The organism is Paracoccus sp. SCN 68-21 (genome assembly GCF_001724535.1).
In the GTDB taxonomy this organism is placed as follows: Bacteria; Pseudomonadota; Alphaproteobacteria; order Rhodobacterales; family Rhodobacteraceae; genus Paracoccus; species Paracoccus hibiscisoli.
The window spans coordinates 1-22,915 of sequence record NZ_MEES01000034.1; the positions used below are offsets into that span (position 1 = coordinate 1).

Sequence of the window (22,915 nt, forward strand, 5' to 3'; positions counted from 1 at the left end):
GGGGGTTGCGGGGGGCTGGCCCCTCGCACCCCGTCGCGGGACGCAAAAAGCTCAGTCCGCCGGATGCCACCCGCCGCTGCGCGGCTCATCGGGTTCGTCATCCGCGTCGGTGTCTTCGGCGGTGCCGGTAAAGGCCTCAAAGGCGCCCTTCTGCCGCGCGGTCCAGCGCAGGTCCAGGTGCAGCCCGTCCTCGCCCGCCGCCTCGCGCTCGACCACGCCGGCCTCGTGCAGCCAGGCGCGGCTGCGGCCATCGGCAAAATCCAGCACGACGTGACCCTCGACGCGCGGTTCGTCCAGGACGTCGCCCAGCTGGCGGTCGATGGCGGCGATCAGATCGTCCAGCCCCTCGCCCGACAGGGCGCTGACGGCCTGCACGCCCTCGGTGCGGGCATCCGTGCGGCGCAGGGCGGCGCGGGTGTCGTCGCCCAGAGCGTCGATCTTGTTCCAGACCTCGATGGCGGCCACGTCGTCATCCACGCCCAGACTGTCTAGGATCGCGGCCACGTCATGGGCCTGCTCCTCGGTCTCGGGGTGGCTGATGTCACGGACATGCAGGATCAGGTCGGCCTCCAGAACCTCCTCCAGCGTGGCGCGGAAGGCCGCGACCAGCTCGGTCGGTAGGTCACTGATGAAGCCCACGGTATCCGACAGGATGATCCGCCGCCCCGATCCACCCTCGCCCGCATCGGGCAGCTTGATGGCGCGCATGGTCGGGTCCAGGGTCGCGAACAGCATGTCCTTGACGAACACGTCCGCGCCGGTCAACCGGTTGAATAGCGTCGATTTTCCGGCGTTGGTATAGCCCACCAGCGCGACGATCGGATAGGGCACCTTGGCACGCGCGGCGCGGTGCAGGGTGCGGGTCTTGACCACGCGCTCCAGCTGGCGGCGCAGGCGGGTCATCTGTTCGTCGATGGCGCGGCGGTCGGCCTCGATCTGCGTCTCGCCGGGACCACCGACGAAGCCAAGGCCACCGCGCTGACGCTCCAGGTGGGTCCAGGCGCGCACCAGGCGCGTGCGCTGATAGGACAGTGCGGCCAGCTCGACCTGCAGCACGCCCTCTCGGGTGCGGGCGCGGTCGGCGAAAATCTCCAGGATCAGCCCGGTCCGGTCCAGAAGCTTGACGCCCCAGTCCTTCTCCAGGTTGCGCTGTTGAACCGGGGTCACGGGGCCGTCGACCAGAACCAGCTCGACCTCAAGGGCCTCGAGGCGTTCCTTGATCTCGGCCAGCTTGCCCTTGCCGAACAGCTTGCCGGGGTTCGGCTCGCGCAGGTTGGCGACCTCGGAGCCGACCATCTCGATGCCCGGCAGGGCCAGCGCCAGAGACACGGCCTCGGCCAGCGAATGCTCGGGCTGGCGGCGTTGCGTGCGGGCACGGCCCAGATCGGGGTGGATCACATAGGCCCGGGTCGGGCTGGCCGCGGTCTCCGTCAGTTCTGCCAAATCAATCGTCGCCTTCGTACAGGGTGATGGGCTGGCCCGGCATGATCGTGCTGATCGCATGCTTGTAGACCAGTTGCGACTGCCCGTCGCGGCGCAGCAGCACGCAGAAATTGTCGAACCAGGTGATCACGCCCTGCAGCTTGACGCCGTTGATCAGGAAGATCGTGACGGGCACCTTGGCCTTGCGGACATGGTTCAGGAACGCATCCTGCAGGTTCTGCTTGTCGCCAGCCATTTGTTAATCGTCCGTTTTTCACTGTCCCTGTGATGTCAACATCTAAGCCCATGCGGCACCCCATGCAAGCTTGGCGGGATCTGCGAAGGTTGAGTGACAACATTTGGGCCACACCTAGCGGCGCCAGAATTCCGGCGAAAACAGTGCCAGCACCGCCAGCGTCTCGATCCGGCCCAGGACCATGGCGCAGGCCAGCACCGCCTTGGTAAAGTCGGGCAGGCCCGACCACCCCTCCCACGGGGCCGAGGCGATGCCCGCCGTGCCCTCGAACGCGGGGGTCAGCGGGATGGCCCCGGCCAGCGGCCCCGCATTGGTCAGCGCCGCGATGGAGAGGATCGTCGCGGTCTCGAACTCGATCGGATGGATCGAGACCAGCACCACCACCAGCGCGATCGAGATGGCGAACAGCATGAAGAAGATGAAGGCCAGATAGGCCCCCTCGCGGCGCAGGCGCCGGGCGATGCGGCCGCCGCCCGACACGGAATGGGGGTGGATGATGCGCTCCATCTCGCGCTGGCCGTGGCGGGCCAGGGCATAGACGCGCAGCAGCTTGACGCCCCCCGCCGTGGTGGCGATGCCGCCGCCCATCATCGCCAGCCCCGCCAGGATCAGCCCCGGCGCGTCCAGCCCCGACCACACCCGCGCATCGGCCCATTCGACCGAGGTCCAGCCCGTGGTGGTCAGATAGGACAGGGCGCTGAACAGTCCCCCCCACATGGCGGCCAGCGCGCGCCCGATCTCGGTCAGGCCCAGGGGGTCGGGGGGCGTGGCGCGGTCGACCTCGATCGCGCCCAGGAAATGGCGCAGGAACAGCACCGCCGCGACCAGCCCCACCAGCCCCAGGGCCATGCGCAGCTCCGGGTCCTCGACCAGGCGTTCGGTCGCGCGCAGCTCGTTCCCGCCGGGCCAGAAGCGGCGCGACAGGGCCGGGATCAGGAACAGGAACACCAGCATCTCTCCGGGAATGCCCGAGGCCACGCCCGCAGGCCCGATCACCGGAGAGATCCCCGAGGTCGACAGCGTCCCCATCGCCCGGACCAGCGCCACGAAGGACGGATCGCCCAGCATCAGCAGCCCCACCCACAGCGTCAGCGTCAGCCCCGCATAAAGCGGCCCGACCTGCAGCGCGGCGCGCAACAGGCGTCGCGACGGATCGGCCAGCTGCGCGTCAAAGCCGGGGTCCGACAGGTGCAGCACCGGGCGGCGCGGATCGGCCGAACGCGCCAGCTGTTCGTGATGTTCCTTGCGGTTATAGGGGCTGGCCATGATCTCGAACCCGCCCACGCGCAGGGGCGCCAGGATCGCCACCGCCGCGACCAGCACAAAGAACCCGCCCATCCAGCCCACCATCGCCCGCCACAGATGCAGCGGCATCGGCAGCAGGTCCGCCGAATAGAGAGACGCGCCCGTGGTGGTCAGCGAGGACACCATCTCCCACCAGGCGTTGAAGAAACCGGTATCGGGCTGGCTTTCCGCAAAGGGCAGCGCCAGCAGCAGCGGCAGGATGCCATAGACGCCCATCATCATCAGCAGCGTCTCGCGAGAGCGCTGCGGCCGGGGGTTGGCCTGGGTCGCCAGCCCGATCAGCCCGCAGAACACCAGGATCAGCAGCCCCGCGTAGAAAAAGTTGCGCGCGATGAAGGCATGCCCCGTGACCGAGGCATAGGCCGCAGGCCCCATCATCATCAGCGCCACCAGCCCCGCCAGCAGCACCAGAAGCGGAACCCGCTGAAGAAAAGCGATCATGCCGCCCCCGCCCTAGAAGAAGTCGATCGAGACCTGCAGCAGGCGCTCGACCTCGGGGACGTCCTTTGTCAGGGCAAAGATCAGCACGATGTCGCCCTCGTCGATGCGGGTGTCGGCCAGCGGCTTGACCACGCGGTCGCCCTTGCGCACCGCCCCCAGCAGCGCGCCTTCGGGGAAATCGATGTCGCGCAGCGCGCGCCCGGCCATCGGGCTGGTGGACAGGACCTGCGCCTCCATCACCTCGGCCTCGGCATCGCCGATGGAATAGATGTCGCGCACCCGCCCGTGGCGGATATGGCGCAGGATCGTCGACACCGTCGTCGATCGCGGGTTGATATAGGCGTCGATGTCCAGCGCGCCCATCAGCGGCACCAGCGTGGGGTCGTTGATCAGCGCGATGGCCATCTTGGCCCCCGCCTGCTTGGCGCGCACGGAGGCCAGGATGTTCGTCTTGTCGTCGTCGGTGACGGCCAGGACGGCATCGGCCTGGGGGACGGCGGCCTCCTCCAGGATCTCGGCGGACAGGCCGTCGCCGTTCAGCACGATGGTGCGCTCCAGCCGGTCGGCGGCGAATTCGGCGCGCGCGCGGTCGCGTTCGATCAGCTTGGCGCGGATGCGGTCGGGCCGCGCCTCCAGCGCCTGCGCGACGGCCAGGCCCACATTGCCCGCGCCGATGATGGTCACGCGTTCCTGTTTCTGGGGCGGCTTGCCGAAGATGTCCAACGTGCGGGCCACGTCGTCGATATGGCTGAAGACATAGATCTGGTCATGCGCGAACAGCTGATCGCCCGGTTCGGGCGCGAACAGCCGCCCCTTGCGGCGCACCCCCGCCACGATCGCGCGCAGGCTGGAGAACAGCTCGGTCAGTTGGCGCAAAGGCGTGTTCAGCGCCGGGCAGTCCGCCTCCAGGTCGATCCCCAGCAGCTGGATCTTGCCGTCCATGAAGGTCTCGACATCAAAGGTCGAGGGCGCCGACAGGCGTTGCAGCGCGGCCAGCGCGACCTCTCGTTCAGGGCTGATGACGACGTCGATGGGCAGGTGTTCGGTGCGGTAGAGGTCGGAATAGATCGCGTCCAGATAGGCCCCCGACCGCAGGCGCGCGATCTTGCGCGGGATGCGAAAGACCGAATGCGCGACCTGGCAGGTGACCATGTTCACCTCGTCCGAATGGGTCGCGGCGATGATCAGGTCGGCGTCGCGCGCCCCCGCCCGGTCCAGCACGTCCGGGTGGCTGGCAAAGCCGGTGACGCCCTGGACGTCCAGCGCCTCGGTCGCGCGGCGGACCAGGTCGGGGTTGTTGTCGATGACGGTGACGTCATTGCGTTCGCCCGACAGGTGGCGGGCGATCTGCCAGCCGACCTGCCCCGCCCCGCAGATGATGATCTTCATGCGTCACCCTTCTTGTCGCGCGCCCTCTTTGCCTATGCCGGGCGCGCGTCCCGTGCAAGCGCGGGCTATTTGCCCATCACCATCTCATCCTCGCCGCGCATGCCGCCGACCACGCCCAGGGATTTCAGCTTGCGGTGCAGCGCGCTGCGTTCCATGCCCACGAATTGCGCGGTGCGGCTGATATTGCCGCCAAAGCGGTTGATCTGCGCGACCAGGTATTCGCGTTCGAACAGCTCGCGCGCCTCGCGCAGGGCCATCGCCGTGACCGACGGCCCCAGGCTGAGCGTGTCGCTGTTGTCGGGCGTGGCCCCCTGCGGCTCCAGCTCTGCGGGCAGGATCGGACCGTGGGTCTCGGCCAGGATCAGCACGCGTTCGATCACGTTGCGCAGCTGGCGGATGTTGCCGGGCCAGCGCATGGATTGCAGGGCGGCGACCGTCTCCTCGGGCAGATCGCGGGGCGTCAGGCCCTGGTTCTTGTGGAACTGCTCGATGAAATGGCGCGCCAGGGCCGCGATGTCGTCGCGCCGGTCGGCCAGCGACGGCACCGCGATGGGCACCACGTTCAGCCGGTCATACAGCTCCTGGCGAAACCGCCCGGCGGCGATTTCGGCCACCAGATCGCGGTTGGTGGAGGACAGCACGCGCAGATCGACCCGCACCTTGTCTGCGCCGCCCGCGCGCACGAACTGCTGTTCGGTCAGCACGCGCAGGATCTTGGGCTGGGTGCCCATGGGCATGTCGCCCACCTCGTCGAAATAGATGATGCCGCCATGCGCCTGCTCCAGCAGGCCCGGCTCGATCCCGCGTTCGGGGGTCTCTCGGCCGAACAGCACCTCCTCCATCCGCTCGGGCTCGATCGTGGCGCAGGGGACGGTGACGAAGGGCGCGGAGGCGCGGGGGCTGTGGGCGTGGATATAGCGCGCGGCGCTCTCCTTGCCGGTGCCGGGTTCGCCCGCCAGCATCACCCGGCCGTTCGACCGCGCGACCTTGTCCAGCGCATCGCGCAGCCGCTTGAAGGATGCCGACTGGCCCAGCATGTCGGCGGCGCGGTCGCCGCCGCGGCGCAGGGTGCTGTTCTCGCGGCGCAGACGGGCGGTCTCCATCGCACGGTTGATGACCACCATCAGCTGGTCGATGTTGAAGGGCTTTTCGATGAAATCATAGGCCCCCTGCTTGATCGCCGCGACCGCGATCTCGATGTTGCCATGCCCCGAGATGATGATCACCGGCACGTCGGGATTGTTGCGCTTGACCTGCTTCAGGATGTCGATGCCGTCCATGCGGCTGTCCTTCAGCCAGATGTCCAGGATCATCAGCGATGGCTCGCGGTCGTTCAGGGCCGCCACGGCCTCGTCGGAATTGGCGGCCATGCGGGTGTCAAAGCCCTCGTCGCGCAGGATGTCGGCGATCAGTTCGCGGATGTCGCGTTCATCATCGACGATCAGGATGTCGTTCATGGTGTCGCCTCGTCTTTTTCTTGTCTGCTCTTGGTCTTGGGGGCCCGGACGGGGTGGCGTTCGCGGGGCAGCCGGATCTCGGCCATGGCGCCCGGCGGGTCGGGCGCGTCCGTCAGGGACAGGCTGCCGCCATGTTCCTCGACGATCTTCTTGACGATGGGCAGCCCCAGCCCCGTGCCGTGGCTTTTCAGCGTGACATAGGGCTCGAACAGCCGCGAGCGGTCGGCAGGCAGGCCCGGCCCTGTATCGGTGATACGGATGCAGACCGATTCCGGGTCCACCTGCAGCGTCACGGCGATGCGCGCCTGCCATCCTGCGGGCGCTGCGGCGGCCTGTTCATCGACCGCCTCTCCGGCGTTCTTCAACAGGTTGGTCAGTGCCTGCCGCATCATGCCCGCGTCGCAATCCACGATGACCGGATCGTCGGGGATGTCGCGGGTGATGGTCGCATGCAGCGCATCCTGCTGCAGCAGCAGCGCCTCGCGCAGCAGGGCGGCCATGTCGGTTTCCGCCCGGTCGGGTTCGGGCATCCGGGCAAAGCGGCTGAATTCGTCCACGATCCGGCGCAGGTCGTTGGTCTGGCGGATGATCACGTCTGTATATTGCTCCAACGCGGCGCGGTCGCCCTCGGGGGCCAGCGGCCCGAACTTGCGGCGCAGGCGTTCGGCGGACAGCTGGATGGGGGTAAGGGGGTTCTTGATCTCGTGCGCCACGCGGCGGGCGACGTCGCCCCATGCGGCCATGCGCTGCGCACTGACCAGTTCGGTCACGTCGTCGAAGGCCACCACATAGCCCTCTAGCGCGCCGTCGGTGCCGCGGCGCACGGCCATGCGGACCAGCAGGCTTTCCACGCGCCCCTCGCGCATCAGGCGGATCTCGTCCTGGATCGTCTCCGCGACCGAGGCCGACAGGCGCGCAAACAGCGGCGCGAATTCCGGCACCACCTCGGACAGCAGCGCGTCGATGTCACGCTTCGCGTCCAACCCCAGCAGCCGGCTGGCCGAGCGGTTGACGAAGTCGATTTCCCCCGCCGCATCCAGCCCGATGACCCCGGACGTGACCGAGGTCAGCACATTGTCGAACAGCCGCCGCTGGTCGTCCGACAGGCGATAGCTTTCGATCAGTTCCGCGCGCTGCGTCTTGAGCTGGCGGGTCATGCGGTTGAAGGCCTGGCCCAGGGTCTGGATCTCGTCGCCGGTGCGGACCTCGGGGACCTGCACGTCCAGATCGCCGCGCCCCACGCGGTCGGTCGCCTGCGCCAGAAGGCCGATGGGCCGCGACAGGCGCGAGGCGAACCACAGCCCCATCCAGACCGCCGCCGCCACCAAAAGCAGCGCGAACCCCAGATAGACCAGCGAGAACTCCAGCAGGACCTGCGATCGCATCTCCTCCAGCTGCTTGTAGTCGCCCGCCGTGGCGCGGGTGTCATCGACCAGCCCCAGCAGGTCGCCATCCACGTCGCGCGTCACATACAGATAGCGGTCGGCCAAAGGCGGCAGGGCCACCAGCGCGCGGAATTCGTCATTCTCCCAATCCTCGATCAGGGTGATGCCGTCGGCCTGCGCGCGGTCCAACTGATCGCTGGAGGGGGCCTCGTACCAGAACAGATAGCTGCGCTCGCCCCGCGCGCGGATCTCTCCGGCGCCGTTGATGATATAGGCCTCGCGCAGGCCCCGCTGGATCAGGCTCTGGCCTTGGGACAGCAGGCCGCGCAGCTCTCCGTCCTCGATCAGCGGGTTGGTGCGCCCGGCCTGGGTCAGCACGCCCGCCAGCGCGCGGGCATCCTCGGTCAGATCGCTGCGATGTTCGGCGTGATAGGCCTCGGCTGCGGCCTGCGACGTGGTGACGACCTGCTGAACGCGGTCCGAGAACCATCCCTCCAGCCCGATATTGACCAGAAACCCCGCGAACAGCGCGACCAGGACGGTCGGCACCAGCGCCAGCCCCGCAAAGATCGCCACCAGCCGCGCATGGAGACGCGATGCGGGCGCCGTGCTGCGCCGGGCCGAGATCAGCCGCGCCATCCGCGCCACGATGAACCCGATCAGCACGATCAGGAACACCAGATCCGCCAGCAGCACGGCGCGCAGGGTCTGTCCCTGCAGCCCGCGCCCGAAGGGGCCCATCACCGCCAGGGTCGCCACGGCCAGTGCGATGCCGGTCAGCACCACCCCCCAGGTCAGCAGCCCGCGCCATTGGCGGGGCAGCCGGATGCGGGCCAGCCTGTCCCAGCTGAGCCCCGTTGCCAAGCCTGCCATAACCCCCACTTGCCGTCTTTCGCGGCTTTTGCTGTGGGCGCGCGTGTTATCCGCGCTGCCCCCTGTGGCGGTTTTACATCAGTTTGCGGCGCCGTGTCACCTCGATATTCAGCTCGGTCAGTTTCTTGCGCAGTGTATTGCGGTTGATGCCCAGCAGATCGGCGCAGCGCAGCTGATTTCCGCCCGTCGCATCCAGCGCCACCTGCAGCAGCGGGCGCTCGACCTCGCGCAGGATGCGGTCATAGAGGCCCGGCGGCGGCAGTGCGTCACCATGCAGGTCGAAATAGCGCTGCAGATGCGCCTCGACCGAATCCGACAGGCGCGATCCGACCTGCGGCAACGGCACCACGCCCGCCGGTTCGGGCGTGGGTGCCACTGTCGAGACGGGCGCCGGGGCGGCGGCGCGGTGGCCGGTCTGCTGGCTCAGCGCCTCGCGCATCTCGGTGGCGGTGATGGCGGTGCCGCTGGCGGTCAGGGCCAGGCGGCGCATCATGTTCTCCAACTCGCGGACATTGCCCGGAAAGGGATGGGCGCGCAGCATGGCCGCCGCATCATCCGACAGGCTGCGTTCCGGCAGCCCCTGGGCGGCCGCACGGGCCAGCAGATGGGCGGCCAGCGGCAGTATGTCGTCCACGCGCGCGCGCAGCGGCGGCACGCTGACGGTGACCCCCGCCAGCCGGTAATACAGGTCCGACCGCAGCCGCCCCGAGGCCACATCGGCCTGCGGGTCCGACCCGGTCGTGGCCACGATGCGGGGCGCATGGGCGCGGTCGGGGCCCGATTCCATCGCCTCGATCAGCCCGATCAGGCGGGCCTGGGCGCTGGCGTCGAAGCCTGCCGGGTTCTCGATCACCACGGTACCGCCGCGCGCCTTGTCGGCGGCGCGCGCGATGGCGTCCTCTCCGGCATCCGACGAGGTCAGGATCGCCAGCCCCCGGTCGCGCCGGTCCGACAGTTCGTGAAAGCTGCGCGCGATGGTGGTCTTTCCGACCCCCGCCTCACCGGCGATGATCACCGGCAGGTCGGCGTTCAGCACACGCGCGACCATGCGGAACAGCGCCTGCATGCTGGGCGCGTGCCCGATCAGCGGCATGGCGGGGTCGGCGGCCTCACGCGGGGTGGGCAGCGGCTCGGGCACCGGGTCGGATTTGCGCGGACGCCGCGACAGGGCCTGGCCCGCCTTGGACATCAGGTCCGGCAGATCGAAGGGCTTGGGCAGGTATTCGAACGCCTCGGCCTCGGTCGCGCGAATAGCGGTGACGATGGTGTTCTGGGCCGAAATCACGATCACCGGCAGGTCGGGCCGCGCCTCGCGGATGGCGGGGATGCGGTCGATGCCGTTGCCGTCTGGCATCATCACATCGGTGATGACCAGATCGCCGCGCCCCTCCTCGACCCATTTCAGCAGTTGCGCCAGGCTGCCGGTGGCGTGGACCCTGCAGCCCGCGCGGGTCAGCGCCTGCGTCAGCACCGTGCGGATGGTGCGGTCGTCGTCAGCGATCAGAACGGTGCCGTCCATGGGATCAGGTCCTTATGCCTTGGGCAGGGAAATGCGGAACACAGTGCGACCGGGGCGGCTGTCCACCCGGATCAGCGCGCCGTGGTCGGTGATGATCTTGCTGACCAGCGCCAGGCCCAGTCCGGTGCCGTTCTCGCGGCCCGACACAAAGGGCTCGAAGACCTGGTCGGCGATGGCGGGGGGAAAGCCGGGGCCGTTATCCTCGATCTCGATCTGCAGGGGCAGCGGGCGGCCCGTGGGGTCGGTGTCGTCGGGGGGGCGGCGCAGCGTGTGGTCGTAATGGGTGCGCAGGCGGATCGTGCCGCCCGCCTTGCCGGCCAGCGCCTCGGCGGCGTTCTTGACCAGGTTCAGGCAGACCTGCACCAGCTGGTCGGCATCGGCCAGCGCCATCGGCAGCGAGGGGTCGTAATCGGTCGCGATATGCACGTCGCGCGCGAACCCCGCCTTGGCCGAGCGGCGCACCTGTTCCAGCACGTCGTGGATGTTCAGGGGGGCCAGATCCGGCTCGGACGTGTCGCCAAAGCGTTCGACCTGATCCAGCAACGCCACGATGCGGCGCGATTCGGCCACGATCATCTCGGCCATCTCGCGGTCCTCGGGGGTGGCGTTCATGGCCATCAGCTGGGCCGCGCCGCGGATGCCGGCCAGGGGGTTCTTGATCTCATGGGCCAGCATCTCGGACATGCCGATGGCGCTGCGGGCGGCGCTGCGGACGTGGCGGGCCTGATGCGCGTCGTCATCGTCCTGGGGCACGATCAGCAGAGACACTGCGCCTCCCGACAGGCCCGCGGGCCCGGCATGGACTGCGGCGCGGCGCGCCTGATGCCCGCCGGCGCGGTCACCGATCTCAAAGCGGACGCAGGCCTGATACAGCGCCTCGTCGCTGGCGCGGACCCGCGCCATCAGCGGCGCCAGGGTCGGGCGCAGGCGCAGGCGGGTGGACATCTCGTCCCCCTCCAGCATTCGGCCCAGGGTGGAATTGCGCGACAGGTTCAGCCAGATCTCGGCCGCGTCATTCATCGCGGCCACGCGCCCCTCGGCGTCCAGGATCAGCGCGGGCAGCGGCAGCGCCTCCCATCCCGGACCGGGCGCGGCCTCGCGAAAGTTGCGCGGGCGGGGCGTCATGCGGCAACCCCCGCGGCATCGCCAAAGGCGCGCCCGATCAGGGCCAGCGTGGCGGCGGGGGTCTCGGCGCGCATCAGCTGGTCGCGCAGGGCCGCACCGTTCGCGTCGGCATACCAGCCCAGATGCTTGCGCGCGACGCGCAGGCCCAGCTCGGCGCCATAGAAATCCAGGATATCCTCGTAATGCTCGGCCACCAGATCGGCCAGCGCCGCGCCCTGCGGGATCTGCGGGGCGGGCGTGCCCCACAGATCATGCGCAATCTGCGCCAGAACCCAGGGGCGGCCCTGCGCGCCGCGACCGACCATCACCGCATCCGCGCCCGACGCAGCCAGGGCCGCGCGGGCGCTGTCGGCATCGACTACGTCGCCATTCGCGACCAGGGGTGGACGGCCCGGCAGGTCGGCCACCGCGCGGATCGCGGTCCAGTCGGCCTGCCCCTTGTAGAACTGCGCGCGGGTGCGGCCATGCACGGTCAGCATGGCGACCCCCGCATCGCGCGCCCGCGCGGCCAGATCGGCGGCGTTCAGGCAGTCGTCATCCCAGCCCAACCGCATCTTCAGCGTCACCGGGACCGACACCGCACCGACCACCGCATCGACCAGCGTCATCGCATGGTCCAGATCGCGCATCAGCGCCGCACCGGAGAGGCCGCCGGTGACCTTCTTGGCCGGGCAGCCCATGTTGATGTCGATGATGCGGGCACCCATGCCTGCCACGATGCGGGCGGTTTCGGCCATCGGCGCGGCCTCGCGGCCCGCGATCTGCACGCTGACGGGCAGCAGCCCTTCGGTCAGGGCCTTGGCGCGCACGGCCGCGCGGGTCGAGGGGCGGGGCGTCACCATCTCGGTCGAGGCGACCATCTCGGAGACCATCAGCCCCGCGCCAAAGCGGGCGACGGCCCTGCGGAACGGTACATCCGTGATGCCCGCCATGGGTGCAAGGAACACCGGCGGGCCAAGGGGTGTGTCACCAAGCAGGATCGGGTCGGGCAAGCGCATGTTCTGTTCCTTCACCCCGGGGCACATCGCCCGCAAGAACGGCAGGCGGCCCCGGACCTGCCCAAATCGCAGGCGCGTCCCAGTTGCCCACAATTCAAGCATGTTGCAATCACTTTAAGCAACCCACGCCTCAGACCGGCACGCGGGCCGATGTCGCAACCGGGACGCGAAACGGCGCGGAACGTGGTGGCGGCAGGGGGCGGGTCGTGCTTGGATGGGCCAGGAAATGCAAGGGGAGAGTCATGTTTCTGTCGGTCTTCGATCTGTTCAAGCTGGGGGTGGGGCCCTCCTCCTCGCACACGATGGGACCGATGGTCGCCGGCGCGCGGTTCCTGGACGCGCTGCGCCTGCAGCCATTCCGCGCCCACGGGCTGCGCGCCAGCCTGCATGGCAGCCTGGCCTTCACCGGCAAGGGTCATGCCACCGACCGCGCCACGATCCTGGGGCTGGCAGGCTTTACCCCCGCCAGCATGGACAGGGACGCGGCCGAAACCGCCCTGGCCCGCAACCGCGAGACGCGCGTGCTGGAGCCGCAGGGGCTGGCGCCGCTGGTCTTTGACCCCGACCGCGACCTGCGGTTCGATTACGACCACACCCCGCCCGGCCATGCCAACGGCATGACCCTGTCGGCGGTCGATGCCCAGGGCGACGTGATCTTTCACCAGATCTATTATTCGATCGGCGGCGGTTTCGTGATGACCGAGGCGGAGCTGGCCGACAAGGCGGGGGCGGTGCGCACGGATGCGACCTCCAGCGTGCCCTATCCCTTTGCCAGCGCCGCCGAGATGCTGGCGATGGCCCAGAGCTCGGGCAAGTCCATCGCCCGGATGAAGGAGGCCAACGAGCTGTGCTTTCGGTCGCTGCCCGAACTGCATGCCGGGCTGGACCGCATCTGGGGCGCGATGCGCGACTGCATGGACCGGGGGCTGGCGACGGACGGCATCCTGCCCGGCGGTCTGCAGGTGCGCAGGCGGGCCAAGGCCATCCATGAGAAGCTGCTGGCCGAGCGCGGGCTGAACATGACCGCGCCGCATGTGATCAACGACTGGATGTCCACCTATGCGATGGCCGTGAACGAGGAGAATGCCGCGGGCGGTCAGGTCGTGACGGCGCCGACGAACGGCGCGGCGGGGACGGTGCCCGCGGTCATCCGCTACTGGCTGGACCATGTGCCGGGCGCGTCCGAACGCCTGCTGCCCGATTTCCTGCTGACGGCGGCGGCGGTAGGCGGGCTGATCAAGCACAATGCCAGCATTTCAGGGGCGGAATGCGGCTGTCAGGCCGAGGTCGGATCAGCCGCCGCGATGGCCGCCGCGGGTCTGGCCGCCGTTCTGGGCGGCACCCCGCAGCAGGTCGAGAACGCCGCCGAGATCGCGTTGGAGCATCACCTGGGCATGACCTGCGACCCGGTGCGCGGGTTGGTCCAGGTGCCCTGCATCGAACGGAACGGACTGGGCGCGATCAAGGCCGTGGCCGCCGCCAGCCTGGCGCTGCGCGGGGACGGCAGCCATATCGTGCCGCTGGACGCCGCGATTGAGACCATGCGCCAGACCGGCCGCGACATGTCCGACAAATACAAGGAGACGTCGCTTGGCGGGCTGGCCGTGAACGTGCCGAACTGCTGACGCGCGCCCTCAGGGGGACAGGTGGCCGCGCAGGCTGTAATGCAGGCCCTGGGGAAGGAATTCAGCCCGCCCCTGGCCGTCGAAATAGGCCGGGACGATCATGTTCACCAGCCGCGATCCGAACCCCTCGCGGGTGGGCGGGGCGACGGGCTGGCCGCCCTGTTCCTGCCAGTCCAGGGCAAAGGCGTCGCCCTGCACCGACCAGGACAGCTCGACCACGCCATGGGGGCTGGCCAGCGCGCCGTATTTCGCGGCATTCGTCGCCAGCTCGTACAGCGCCAGCGACAAGCCGACCGCCTGCTGGCTGCTCAGCGGCACGGACGGCCCGGACAGGCGGATGCGGTCGCTGCCGACCAGATGCGCGCCGATCGAACGGGCCATGACCTCGGTGATGTCGGCGCTGTCGCCTAGGCCGGTGAACAGGCCCTGCGCCTTGGCCAGCGCCATGATGCGGGCGCCCACGGTATCGCGCGCCTCCTGGATGGTGGCGGCGTTGCGCAGGCTGGAGGACACCACCGTCGAGGTCACCGACAGGATGTTCTTGATGCGGTGCAGCAGCTCCTCCTGCATGATCTGCTGGTTGCGGCGGGCCTGGACCAGCGCGGTCATGTCGACCGTGATGTTCATCAGCCCCGCCACGCTGCCGTCATCGTCATAGAGCGGCGAATAGCTGAAGGTCCAGAACGTCTCCTCGTCAAAGCCGTTGCGCGTCATGATCAGGCGCATTTCCTCGGAATAGGTGCCCCGCCCGGCCAGGGTCTGATCGACCAGCGGGCGCACGTCCTCCCAGACATCGGACCAGATCTGGCGAAAGGGCTGGCCCAGGGCATGACATTCCTTGGCGCCCAGAACGTGCCTGTAGGCGTCGTTGTACAGCATGATCAGATGCGGGCCCCAGAACATGCAGCAGGCGTGGCGCTGGCCCACCATGATCCGCACCGCCGCCAACAGCGCGCCCGACCAGCCCGCCATCGGCCCCAGCGGGGTGGCAGACCAGTCGAAATCACCGATCCGGCGTGCCATCGGCCCATCATCCCAAGAGAACCGCGCGCCCGCGCGCGTGTCAGGACGATCGGGATCACGGGCAGGAGCCGCAGAGGTCATCAGGTCATTGCCGCCGATCAGAGGAAGGTATCTCCGGATCATCACCGGATTTCCGCCGTTCTTCAATGACCAAGCCGTCAAACAACCCCCTGCAGGACGTGCAATAATCATTTATCAACGAATCTTCCCGCCCTGCCCCCATCCGCAGCGGTTCCGTCCCCCTGCCAGCGCGCCATGAGACGCAGGCAAGGGCCTGCCGGAGTGGGGGCGTGACGCTTGCCCCCTGTGGCTGCGGTTGCTAACGCTGGACGGACAGTGATCCAGACCGAACCAGAAGGCCAAAGCCCCATGTTCCCGCGCCCCCCCTTCCCTCGGCTTGCCATGCTTGCCCTGATGACCCTGCCCCTGGCCGCCTGCGACAGCGAGGCGATGACCGACCTGCGCCGCAATGTCGGGCTGGAGCAGGCCCCCGCCGAACCCGAGGAGCCCGCAGGCCCGCGTCCGCCCGCCGTCTCTCCGCTGGAGCAGCCGATCGAGACCGGCGCGGGCGCCCGCGCCATCGCCACCGCCGAGCCGCTGACCTATCGCGCCACCGCCTTTGTCGCGCGCGGCAACGAGCCCGACTGGAACGTCCAGATCAGCGGCACCACCGCCGTCTATCGCACGCCCGACACGCCGAACGGCCGCCAGATCGCGGTCAGCCGCATCGTTTTTGACCGGGGCGTCGAATATATCGGCGTGCTGGGTGGGCAGCCCTTCGTGGTCAACCTGCGCGCCGCCGAGTGCCAGGACAGCATGTCGGGCGACCGCTCTGCGCTGACCGCGCGGCTGACCGTCAGCGGCCAGACCCGCACCGGCTGCGCCGCCCCCGGCCAGACCCCCACGGCAGAGACCGCCGCCGAAGCCGCCCCGGCGGCGGGCTGACCGCCCGCCCGGCGCGCGGGTCACGCATTCGTGTGTCGATGCGCGCGCCAAAGCCTGCCAATCCGCCTGCATACGCAGTCCCCGACCCCGTCCTTGCCGCCGAAAGGAAGCCGCCGATGCGCCGCTCGCGTCTGACCCGCCAGCTGATGGCCACCACCCTGCCCCTGGCCCTGATCGCGGGCGCGGGCATCGCCGTCGCGGACCCGATGCTGGGCCGCACCATGTCCTCCTATGGCCTGCCCGGCGGCATCGACACGCCCACCGCCGAAACCCTGCCCGACGGCAGCCTGGGGGCGACCGTCTCGCTGTCGGATTACGCGCGGCGCGGCAACATCTTCTTTCAGGCGCTGCCGGGGCTGACCACGGTGCTGCGTTATGGCCGCGTCGACGGCATCGAGGACTTCCGCCGGGAGGGGTTCATCTCGGACCGCTCGCTGGATCTGCGCTATCAGATCGTGGACGAGGATGGCTGGCGGCCCGCCGTGGCCGTGGGTCTGCAGGATTTCCTGGGAACGGGCGTCTATTCCGGCGAATACATCGTGGCCACGCGCAACGTGACGCCCACCGTCCGCGCGTCCGTCGGCCTGGGCTGGGGCACGCTGGCGGGCAGGCCGCGGGTGATCGACGTGACCGATCAGGGCGGCACGCCCAATGTGGACCAGTGGTTCAGCGGCGGGGCCAAGCCCTTTGCCTCGGTCAGCTGGCAGGTCAATGACCGGCTGAACCTGACGGCGGAATATTCCAACGACATCTATGTGGCGCGCTACAGCGACGGGAACGAATACCAGCAGGGGGACGAGCCCTCCAGCAAGCTGAACCTGGGCGCCAGCTATCGCATCGGCCGCAACTACGAGGCCGGGATCTATACCATCGGCGGCAAGACCATCGGCGCGCAGTTCACCATCGCGCTGAACCCGCGCGATGCGGCCTTCCCCTCGGGGCTGGAAAGGGCCCCGGCCCCGGTGCGCCCGCGCGTGTCCCCGACGCAGGACCCCGAGGGCTGGTCGGGCAGCTGGTCGCAGGACCCGACCGCCCAGCCCGCCATCCAGAAGGCCCTGGGCGACGCGATGGCCAAGGAGGGCCAGCGCCTGGAGAGCATGGCCCTGACCGCGACCCGGGCCGAGGTCCGCCTGCGCAACCAGCGCTATATCAACCAGGCCGAGGCGGTGGGCCGCACCGCACGCCTGATGACCCGCGCCCTGCCCCCCTCGGTCGAGACATTCGTGATCACCTCGACCACGGACGGGATGGCCACGTCCTCGGTGACGATGCGGCGCAGCGACGTGGAGCGGCTGGAGAATACCGAGGCCGGCCAGATCGCCGCCGCCTCGACCCTGTCGGACGCGGCGCAGACGGCGGGTCTGGTGCCGACGCCGGACCTCTATCCGCGGTTCCGCTGGTCGGTCCGGCCCTATCTGGACATCGGCATCTTCAGCGCCGAGGACGGCCTGACCCACGAGGTCGGCGCCGAGGCCCGCGCCAGCTATGAGATCGTGCCCGGCCTGATCGCCACCGGCGCCCTGCGCCAGCGCGCCTTCGGCGATATCGGCCAGCGCGGCCCAGGCATTCCTGACACCGCGGCCAATTGCGAAGAGTTCGGACGGTGCGGCAGGGGCGAGTATTTCAGCCCCGAGGAATACGAGGCCCGCCCCGGGCTGGAAACCACCCCCGAGGGCGTGCCGCGCGTGCGCTCCGACACGCGCATGTATACCGGCAATTCCAGCCCGGTGATCCCCGAGGCGACGCTGGCCTGGTATGCCAAGCCGTCCGAGGCGGTCTATACCCGCGTGACCGTGGGCCTGCTGGAGCGCGCCTATGGCGGCGTCTCGGCCGAGGCGCTGTGGAAGCCCGCGACCTCTCCTCTGGGCTTCGGGGCCGAGATCAACCGCGTGCGCAAGCGCGATTTCGACCAGCTGTTCGATTTCCGCGACTATGAGGTCACCACGGGCCACGTCTCGGCCTATTACGAATTCCAGCAGGGCTTCACCGCGCAGCTAGACGTGGGCCAGTATCTGGCGGGCGATGTGGGCGCGACGGTGACGCTGGCACGCGAATTCGCCAATGGCTGGCGCGTGGGCGCCTATGCGACCAAGACCGACCTGTCGGCCGAGGAGTTCGGCGAGGGCAGCTTTGACAAGGGCGTCACGCTGTCCATCCCGCTTGGCTGGGCCACGGGCCAGGCGTCGCGGGACCGCGTCTCGACCAACATCCGGTCGCTGTCGCGCGATGGCGGGTCGCGGGTCAACGTGAACGGGCGGCTGTACGACCGCGTGCGCGACAGCCACACCGTCGATCTTTACGAAGGCTGGGGGAGGTTCTGGCGATGAGCGGGGCTAAACGGATGCGCAAAGTCACGATCACGCTGGCGGGGGTCGCGATGGCCGCCCTGGCCGGGTGCAGCAACAGCGGCCCGGACGAGGCCGGCGGCGGCCCCCTGGCGGTCCTGGCGCAGACCGCGACCCAGGCCGTGACCCAGGCCGGGGGCGCGCGCCGCGCCGAGGGTCCCGCCACGCCGCCCCCCAGCCCCGAGCAGGCCGCGGCCGAGGCGCTGCGCGTCAATCCGGGCCCGCTGATCCAGGCCGGGTTCGAGGGGCTGGGCCGCAACCAGATCATGGCCATGACCGGCCAGAACGGCGCGATGCGCACCTACATGACCCCCGCCGAGGAGGCGCTGATCCTGCGCGACGGCATGCTGGTCGGCACCCGCGGGCTGGGGCGCGATCTGTCGGTGGCCGAACCCGGAACCGACCGGCTGATCCGCGCGGGCCAGTCGGGCAGCGGCACCCGCATCATGCGCTATCTGTCCGGCGACGGGCTGGAGCGGCCGCTGCAATTCGCCTGCACCACCGCACCCGGCCCCAATCCCGGCATCATCGTGGAAAGCTGCGAAGGCCACGGCACGACGTTCCAGAACAACTATCTGGTCCAGGGCGGGCAGATCCCGGTGTCGCGGCAATGGATCGGGCCTGGCCTGGGCTATGTGACCATCCAGACGCTGCGCCCCTGACCCCACCGCCAATCGTGAAAAAACCGGCCCTGTTCAGGGGCCGGTTTTTTCATGGCCATAGGTGCACAGGGACCCGGGCAAAGGAAAAGGGGCTGACCAGAGGTCAGCCCCTTGTGGCACGGATCGTCGGAACGATCCGGACCGATATCAGCTGTCGTCGTCGTCCGAAGCGACTGCGGCGATGACGCCAAGCAGCAGCAGGGCGGGGACGACCAGGCCGGCGTTGGTCGAAGCAGCGCGCTCCTCAACGATGACGGGCTCGACTTCGACGACGGGGGCGACATAGCCACCGGCCAGAGCCGAGGTTGCGGTCAGGCCGAGAGCGGCCGCGAAAGTAGCGAATTTGGTCATGATCATGCTCCGTTTCGATTGACGGCTGCCATTTCTGGCAACATCGTGGCGACAGTTACACAAACCCGAACAGTTGAAAAGCAGCATTGAATTGATTCCACCGTGGGCCTGCGGGCACTGTTGCATATTGGCCAACACCTATTTCGGCGCTTCGTTCCATGGGGTGCAAACCCCCGGAAAAACTGTGACAATTCGGCACTAGCCCCGGCGAAGTGCTTGGGAGAGGACGAAAAACATCGCCGCTGCGGTCACGATCGAGGGACCGGCGGGCGTGTCGAGTCGCAGGCTGGACCACAACCCCAGGATGACGGATGCGGCGGCAATCAGGGCGGCACCGGCGGCCATCCGCTCGGGGGTGCGCGCCCATCCGCGGGCCGCCGCCGCAGGCACGATCAGCATGGCCGAGATCAGCAGCGACCCCACCACTCGAATCGCCAGCGCCACCACCACGGCCAGGGCCAGCGACAGGACCAGACGCTCGACCCGCGGATCGATGCCCGCGGCCATGGCCAGCTCCTCGTTCAGGCTGCTGGTCACCAGCCGCTGCCAGCGCAGGATCAGCACCCCCAGCACCAGCGCAGCCCCCGTCCAGATCAGCACCAGATCAGACCGCCCCACCGCCAGGATGTCGCCGAACAGATAGCCGCCCAGGTCGGACCGGGCCTGCGGCACGAAGCTGATCGCAACCAGGCCCAGGGCCAGCGCCGAATGCGACAGCACCCCCAGCATCGTGTCCATCGCCTGCCCCCGCGCCACCAGCGCCGAGACCAGACACGCCATCGACACCGCGACCGCCAGCGTCCCCGCATAGATCGAGATGTCGAAGGCCAGCGCGAAGGCCACCCCCAGGATCGCCGCATGCGCGGTCGAATCGCCGAAATAGGCCATGCGCCGCCACACCACGAAGCTGCCCAGAGGCCCCGCGACCAGCGCCAGTCCCAGTCCCGCCAGCACGGCGCGCGTGAAGAAATCGTCCAACATCCGTCCGGTCCGTCAGCGCCGCGGCGCGGTGTGGTCATGCCCGCAACCCGGGCGATGCACATGCGCCCCCGCGGGCATCAGGTCGTGGTCATGGTCGTGGCGGTGGCGATAAAGGGCCAGCGTGCCCTGCGCCTCGGCCCCGAACAAGGCGCGGTATTCGGGGGCAGTGCTGACATGCTGGGGCGTGCCCTCGCAGCAGACATGCCCGTTCAGGCAGACGACCCGGTCTGAGGACCGCATCACCACCAGCAGGTCGTGACTGACCATCAGAACGGCGGCGCCGGTCTGGCGGCGGACCTCCTCGATCAGCTGATAAAAGGCCACGATGCCGGGCTGGTCCAGCCCCTGCGTCGGTTCGTCCAGGACCAGCAGATGCGGGTCCGACAGCAGCGCGCGGGCCAGCAGCACCCGCTGGAACTGGCCGCCCGACAGCTGCGTCAGTTGCCGCGCGCCCAGTCCCGCGACGCCGGTGCGCGCCAGCGCGGCCTCGGCCTGAGCGTCGGTCACGCGCGTGGGCAGCGACAGAAAGCGGCGCACCGTCATGGGGATCGCCGTGTCCAGCTGCACCCACTGCGGGACATAGCCGATGCGCAGCCCGCGCCTGCGCACCACCCGCCCCGAGGCCAGCGGCATGTGCCCCAGCAGCGCCCGGATCAGCGACGATTTGCCAGACCCGTTCGGGCCGACGACGGTCACGATCTCTCCGGGCTGGATGCGGAAATCGACCTGCGCCAGGACCGGCTCGGACGTGCCGGGCCGATGCACGGTCAGGGCGGAGGATTCGATCAGGGCGCTCATGCGCCACCTTCGGCCGCGCAGGTGGCGCAGAGGCCAAGCGCCTCGATGGTGGCCCGCTCGACCCGGAACCCGCCCTTGGCCGCCACGGCGGTCAGCGCGTCGCGGATTGGGGCGGCGGCGGCCTCTGCCACCTTGTCGCAGCTGCGGCAGATCAGGAAGGCCGGGTGGTGGTCATGGCCCGGATGCAGGCAGGCCGCAAAGGCGTTCAGCCGCTGCAGCCGATGCGCAAGGCCATGGGTGACCAGAAACTCCAGCGCGCGATAGGCGACGGGGGGCTGGCGCCCGAACCCCTCGGCGGCCAGCCGGTCCAGCACCTCATAGGCGCCCATCGCGCGGTGGCTTTCCAGCAGGATCTCCAGCGTGCGGCGGCGCACCGGGGTCAGGCGCGCGCCCTGTTCGGTCAGGCGGGCCGCAGCCTCGTCCAGCGCGCGATGGGCGCATTGCTGATGATCGTGCGGCGCAAAGGTCGCGGCGATGGCGTGGTCACTGTCGGGCACGATGGTCCTTCACGCGCGATGGCGTTACTTTATTACATTCAGGTTGACTTGTTATGCTGTAACACACAGAACCCGGCCATCGCAACAAAGCCCCATTCCCGAAAAGGAGATCCCGATGCGCATCCCGGCATCCGCAGCCGCCGTCCTGGCCCTGACCACCGCCCCCGTCCTGGCCGCCCCCCAGGTGGTCACCGACCTGGTGCCCACCGGCGCCCTGGTCCAGGAGGTCATGGGCGATCTGGGAGAGGTCCGCGTCCTGCTGCCCCAAGGCGCCAGCGCGCATCACTATCAGATGCGCCCGTCGGATGCGCAGGCGCTGCAGTCGGCGGACCTGGTCGTCTGGATGGGCCCCACGCTGACCCCCTGGCTGGCGCGCGCCTCCGACACCCTCGGCGGCAGCGAACAGCTGCGCCTGCTGGAGGTCGACGGCATCACCCTGCGCGGCTATGCCGACGCTGCGGCGGATGACCATGAGGGTCACGGTCACGATGATGGGCACGGCCATGACGATCACGACCATGCGCACGACCATGCGCACGATCATGACCATGACCATGACCACGGCGACCATGATCACGGGGATCACGACCATGCCCATACCGGCACCGACCCGCATGCCTGGCTGAGCCCCGCCAATGCCGGCCCTTGGCTGGAGGCGATTGCCGCCACCCTGTCCGAACAGGACCCCGACAACGCAGCCACCTATCGCGCCAATGCCGATGCCGCCGCCGCGCGGATCGCCGCGCTGGACACGGAACTGCGCGATCGCCTGGCGCCCCATGCCGATGACCGGTTCGTGGTCTTTCACGATGCCTATGGCTATTTCACCGCGCATTTCGGCCTGCAGCCGGCCATGGCGGTGTCGCTTGGCGACGCCTCGACGCCGTCTGCCGCGCGCATCGATCAGATCCGTACCCAGATCACCCAGACCGACGCGCGCTGCGCCTTTCCCGAATATGCTCATGACGATTCGCTGATCGCCACCGTGATCGAGGGCACGGAGACCCGCCTTGGCGGCGAGCTGAGCCCCGAGGGCGGCATGCTGGCCCCCGGCGCGGGGCAGTACGACGCGCTGCTGACCGGGCTGACCGACACGATCGTCGCGTGCCTGTCGGCGGAATGAGCCCCGGCGTGGCGCCCGAAACAGGGCGCCATGCCGTGCCGAAAGGCGGAAAATGACTGGCGGGTTCGAATCCTGACTAATTTACTTTGACAAACCCGAACGAATTTGTCAGCTTTGGGCATCAACAGTGCCACCCCATGAGGTTGACCATGACCGCCACGCGCCCCGCCGATTTCACCCGTCCCGGCACCTCGATTCTTGCCCGGATGCCCCAGCATGATGCCACCCAGCTGACCCAGGGCGGCAATCAGGCCCTGATCGTGCTGGACGAACAGGTCTATCAGCTGCGCATCACCCGCGCGGGCAAGCTGATCCTGACGAAATAACCGACCGCCTGCGGCACCATGCCAAAAGGGCCGCCCCTTGCGGGGCGGCCCTTTCCTGATTGCGCAACG

Annotated in this window: 20 protein-coding genes; 6 read left to right on the forward strand and 14 right to left on the reverse strand. The window is 69.0% G+C overall.

Annotation, left to right across the window (positions count from 1 at the left end):
- Positions 1–51 precede the first annotated feature (51 nt).
- The 9 genes from hflX to dusB form a co-directional block, all read right to left on the reverse strand.
- A complete protein-coding gene (gene hflX / locus ABS73_RS10990; protein WP_277017973.1) occupies positions 52–1,443 on the reverse strand; it encodes a GTPase HflX in 1,392 nt (463 codons plus the stop codon).
- A gap of 1 nt (position 1,444) precedes the next feature.
- Entirely contained in the window at positions 1,445–1,678 is a 234-nt protein-coding gene (gene hfq, locus ABS73_RS10995) for an RNA chaperone Hfq (protein ID WP_119885907.1), read from the reverse strand.
- Positions 1,679–1,792: 114 nt separating this feature from the next.
- The gene (locus ABS73_RS11000; RefSeq protein WP_277017969.1) at positions 1,793–3,424 is read right to left on the reverse strand and encodes a potassium transporter TrkG; all 1,632 of its coding nucleotides are present in this window, start codon (positions 3,422–3,424) and stop codon (positions 1,793–1,795) included.
- A gap of 12 nt (positions 3,425–3,436) precedes the next feature.
- Positions 3,437–4,813, reverse strand: coding sequence for a Trk system potassium transporter TrkA (gene trkA / locus ABS73_RS11005; protein WP_136857420.1), 1,377 nt, complete (start codon positions 4,811–4,813; stop codon positions 3,437–3,439).
- Positions 4,814–4,878: 65 nt separating this feature from the next.
- Complete coding sequence (ntrX, locus tag ABS73_RS11010) at positions 4,879–6,270, reverse strand: nitrogen assimilation response regulator NtrX (protein WP_277017968.1); 1,392 nt, start codon at positions 6,268–6,270, stop codon at positions 4,879–4,881.
- Positions 6,267–8,528, reverse strand: a complete 2,262-nt coding sequence (locus tag ABS73_RS11015; protein ID WP_277017967.1) for a sensor histidine kinase NtrY-like — start codon at positions 8,526–8,528, stop codon at positions 6,267–6,269. The genes ntrX and ABS73_RS11015 overlap by 4 nt, the downstream gene beginning before the upstream one ends.
- Before the next feature lie 73 nt (positions 8,529–8,601).
- Positions 8,602–10,047: a response regulator gene (locus ABS73_RS11020; protein WP_277017966.1), complete on the reverse strand. Its 1,446-nt coding sequence runs from the start codon at positions 10,045–10,047 to the stop codon at positions 8,602–8,604.
- 12 nt (positions 10,048–10,059) lie between these two features.
- A complete protein-coding gene (locus tag ABS73_RS11025; RefSeq protein WP_277017965.1) occupies positions 10,060–11,172 on the reverse strand; it encodes a two-component system sensor histidine kinase NtrB in 1,113 nt (370 codons plus the stop codon).
- Positions 11,169–12,170, reverse strand: a complete 1,002-nt coding sequence (dusB, locus tag ABS73_RS11030; RefSeq protein ID WP_277017964.1) for a tRNA dihydrouridine synthase DusB — start codon at positions 12,168–12,170, stop codon at positions 11,169–11,171. Before dusB ends, ABS73_RS11025 begins: the two co-directional genes overlap by 4 nt.
- A 242-nt stretch (positions 12,171–12,412) precedes the next feature.
- Here dusB and ABS73_RS11035 point away from each other — a divergent pair, with 242 nt between their 5' ends.
- Complete coding sequence (locus tag ABS73_RS11035) at positions 12,413–13,795, forward strand: L-serine ammonia-lyase (protein ID WP_277017962.1); 1,383 nt, start codon at positions 12,413–12,415, stop codon at positions 13,793–13,795.
- A 9-nt stretch (positions 13,796–13,804) separates the two neighbouring features.
- On the opposite strand, the gene ABS73_RS11040 is transcribed toward ABS73_RS11035, so the two are convergent.
- The gene (locus tag ABS73_RS11040; RefSeq protein ID WP_277017960.1) at positions 13,805–14,818 is read right to left on the reverse strand and encodes a sensor histidine kinase; all 1,014 of its coding nucleotides are present in this window, start codon (positions 14,816–14,818) and stop codon (positions 13,805–13,807) included.
- Positions 14,819–15,232: 414 nt separating this feature from the next.
- On the opposite strand from ABS73_RS11040, the gene ABS73_RS11045 reads away from it, so the two are divergent.
- The 3 genes from ABS73_RS11045 to ABS73_RS11055 all read left to right on the forward strand — a co-directional run bounded on the left by ABS73_RS11045 (position 15,233) and on the right by ABS73_RS11055 (position 18,770).
- Positions 15,233–15,763: a hypothetical protein gene (locus tag ABS73_RS11045; RefSeq protein WP_277017959.1), complete on the forward strand. Its 531-nt coding sequence runs from the start codon at positions 15,233–15,235 to the stop codon at positions 15,761–15,763.
- 116 nt (positions 15,764–15,879) lie between these two features.
- A complete protein-coding gene (locus ABS73_RS11050; protein WP_277017957.1) occupies positions 15,880–18,090 on the forward strand; it encodes a YjbH domain-containing protein in 2,211 nt (736 codons plus the stop codon).
- A gap of 14 nt (positions 18,091–18,104) precedes the next feature.
- The gene (locus tag ABS73_RS11055) at positions 18,105–18,770 is read left to right on the forward strand and encodes a YjbF family lipoprotein (RefSeq protein ID WP_277017955.1); all 666 of its coding nucleotides are present in this window, start codon (positions 18,105–18,107) and stop codon (positions 18,768–18,770) included.
- 147 nt (positions 18,771–18,917) lie between these two features.
- On the opposite strand, the gene ABS73_RS11060 is transcribed toward ABS73_RS11055, so the two are convergent.
- From ABS73_RS11060 to ABS73_RS11075, 4 genes are all read right to left on the reverse strand, one after another.
- A complete protein-coding gene (locus ABS73_RS11060) occupies positions 18,918–19,121 on the reverse strand; it encodes a hypothetical protein (RefSeq protein WP_409780523.1) in 204 nt (67 codons plus the stop codon).
- A gap of 198 nt (positions 19,122–19,319) precedes the next feature.
- The gene (locus ABS73_RS11065; RefSeq protein WP_136857432.1) at positions 19,320–20,102 is read right to left on the reverse strand and encodes a metal ABC transporter permease; all 783 of its coding nucleotides are present in this window, start codon (positions 20,100–20,102) and stop codon (positions 19,320–19,322) included.
- Positions 20,103–20,114: 12 nt separating this feature from the next.
- The gene (locus ABS73_RS11070) at positions 20,115–20,900 is read right to left on the reverse strand and encodes a metal ABC transporter ATP-binding protein (RefSeq protein ID WP_277017951.1); all 786 of its coding nucleotides are present in this window, start codon (positions 20,898–20,900) and stop codon (positions 20,115–20,117) included.
- Positions 20,897–21,397, reverse strand: coding sequence for a Fur family transcriptional regulator (locus ABS73_RS11075; protein ID WP_423805144.1), 501 nt, complete (start codon positions 21,395–21,397; stop codon positions 20,897–20,899). Before ABS73_RS11075 ends, ABS73_RS11070 begins: the two co-directional genes overlap by 4 nt.
- 115 nt (positions 21,398–21,512) lie before the next feature.
- Here ABS73_RS11075 and ABS73_RS11080 point away from each other — a divergent pair, with 115 nt between their 5' ends.
- Positions 21,513–22,520: a zinc ABC transporter substrate-binding protein gene (locus ABS73_RS11080; RefSeq protein WP_277017950.1), complete on the forward strand. Its 1,008-nt coding sequence runs from the start codon at positions 21,513–21,515 to the stop codon at positions 22,518–22,520.
- A 149-nt stretch (positions 22,521–22,669) separates the two neighbouring features.
- Positions 22,670–22,846, forward strand: a complete 177-nt coding sequence (gene hemP, locus ABS73_RS11085; protein ID WP_135313729.1) for a hemin uptake protein HemP — start codon at positions 22,670–22,672, stop codon at positions 22,844–22,846.
- The last annotated feature ends 69 nt before the right edge of the window (positions 22,847–22,915 follow it).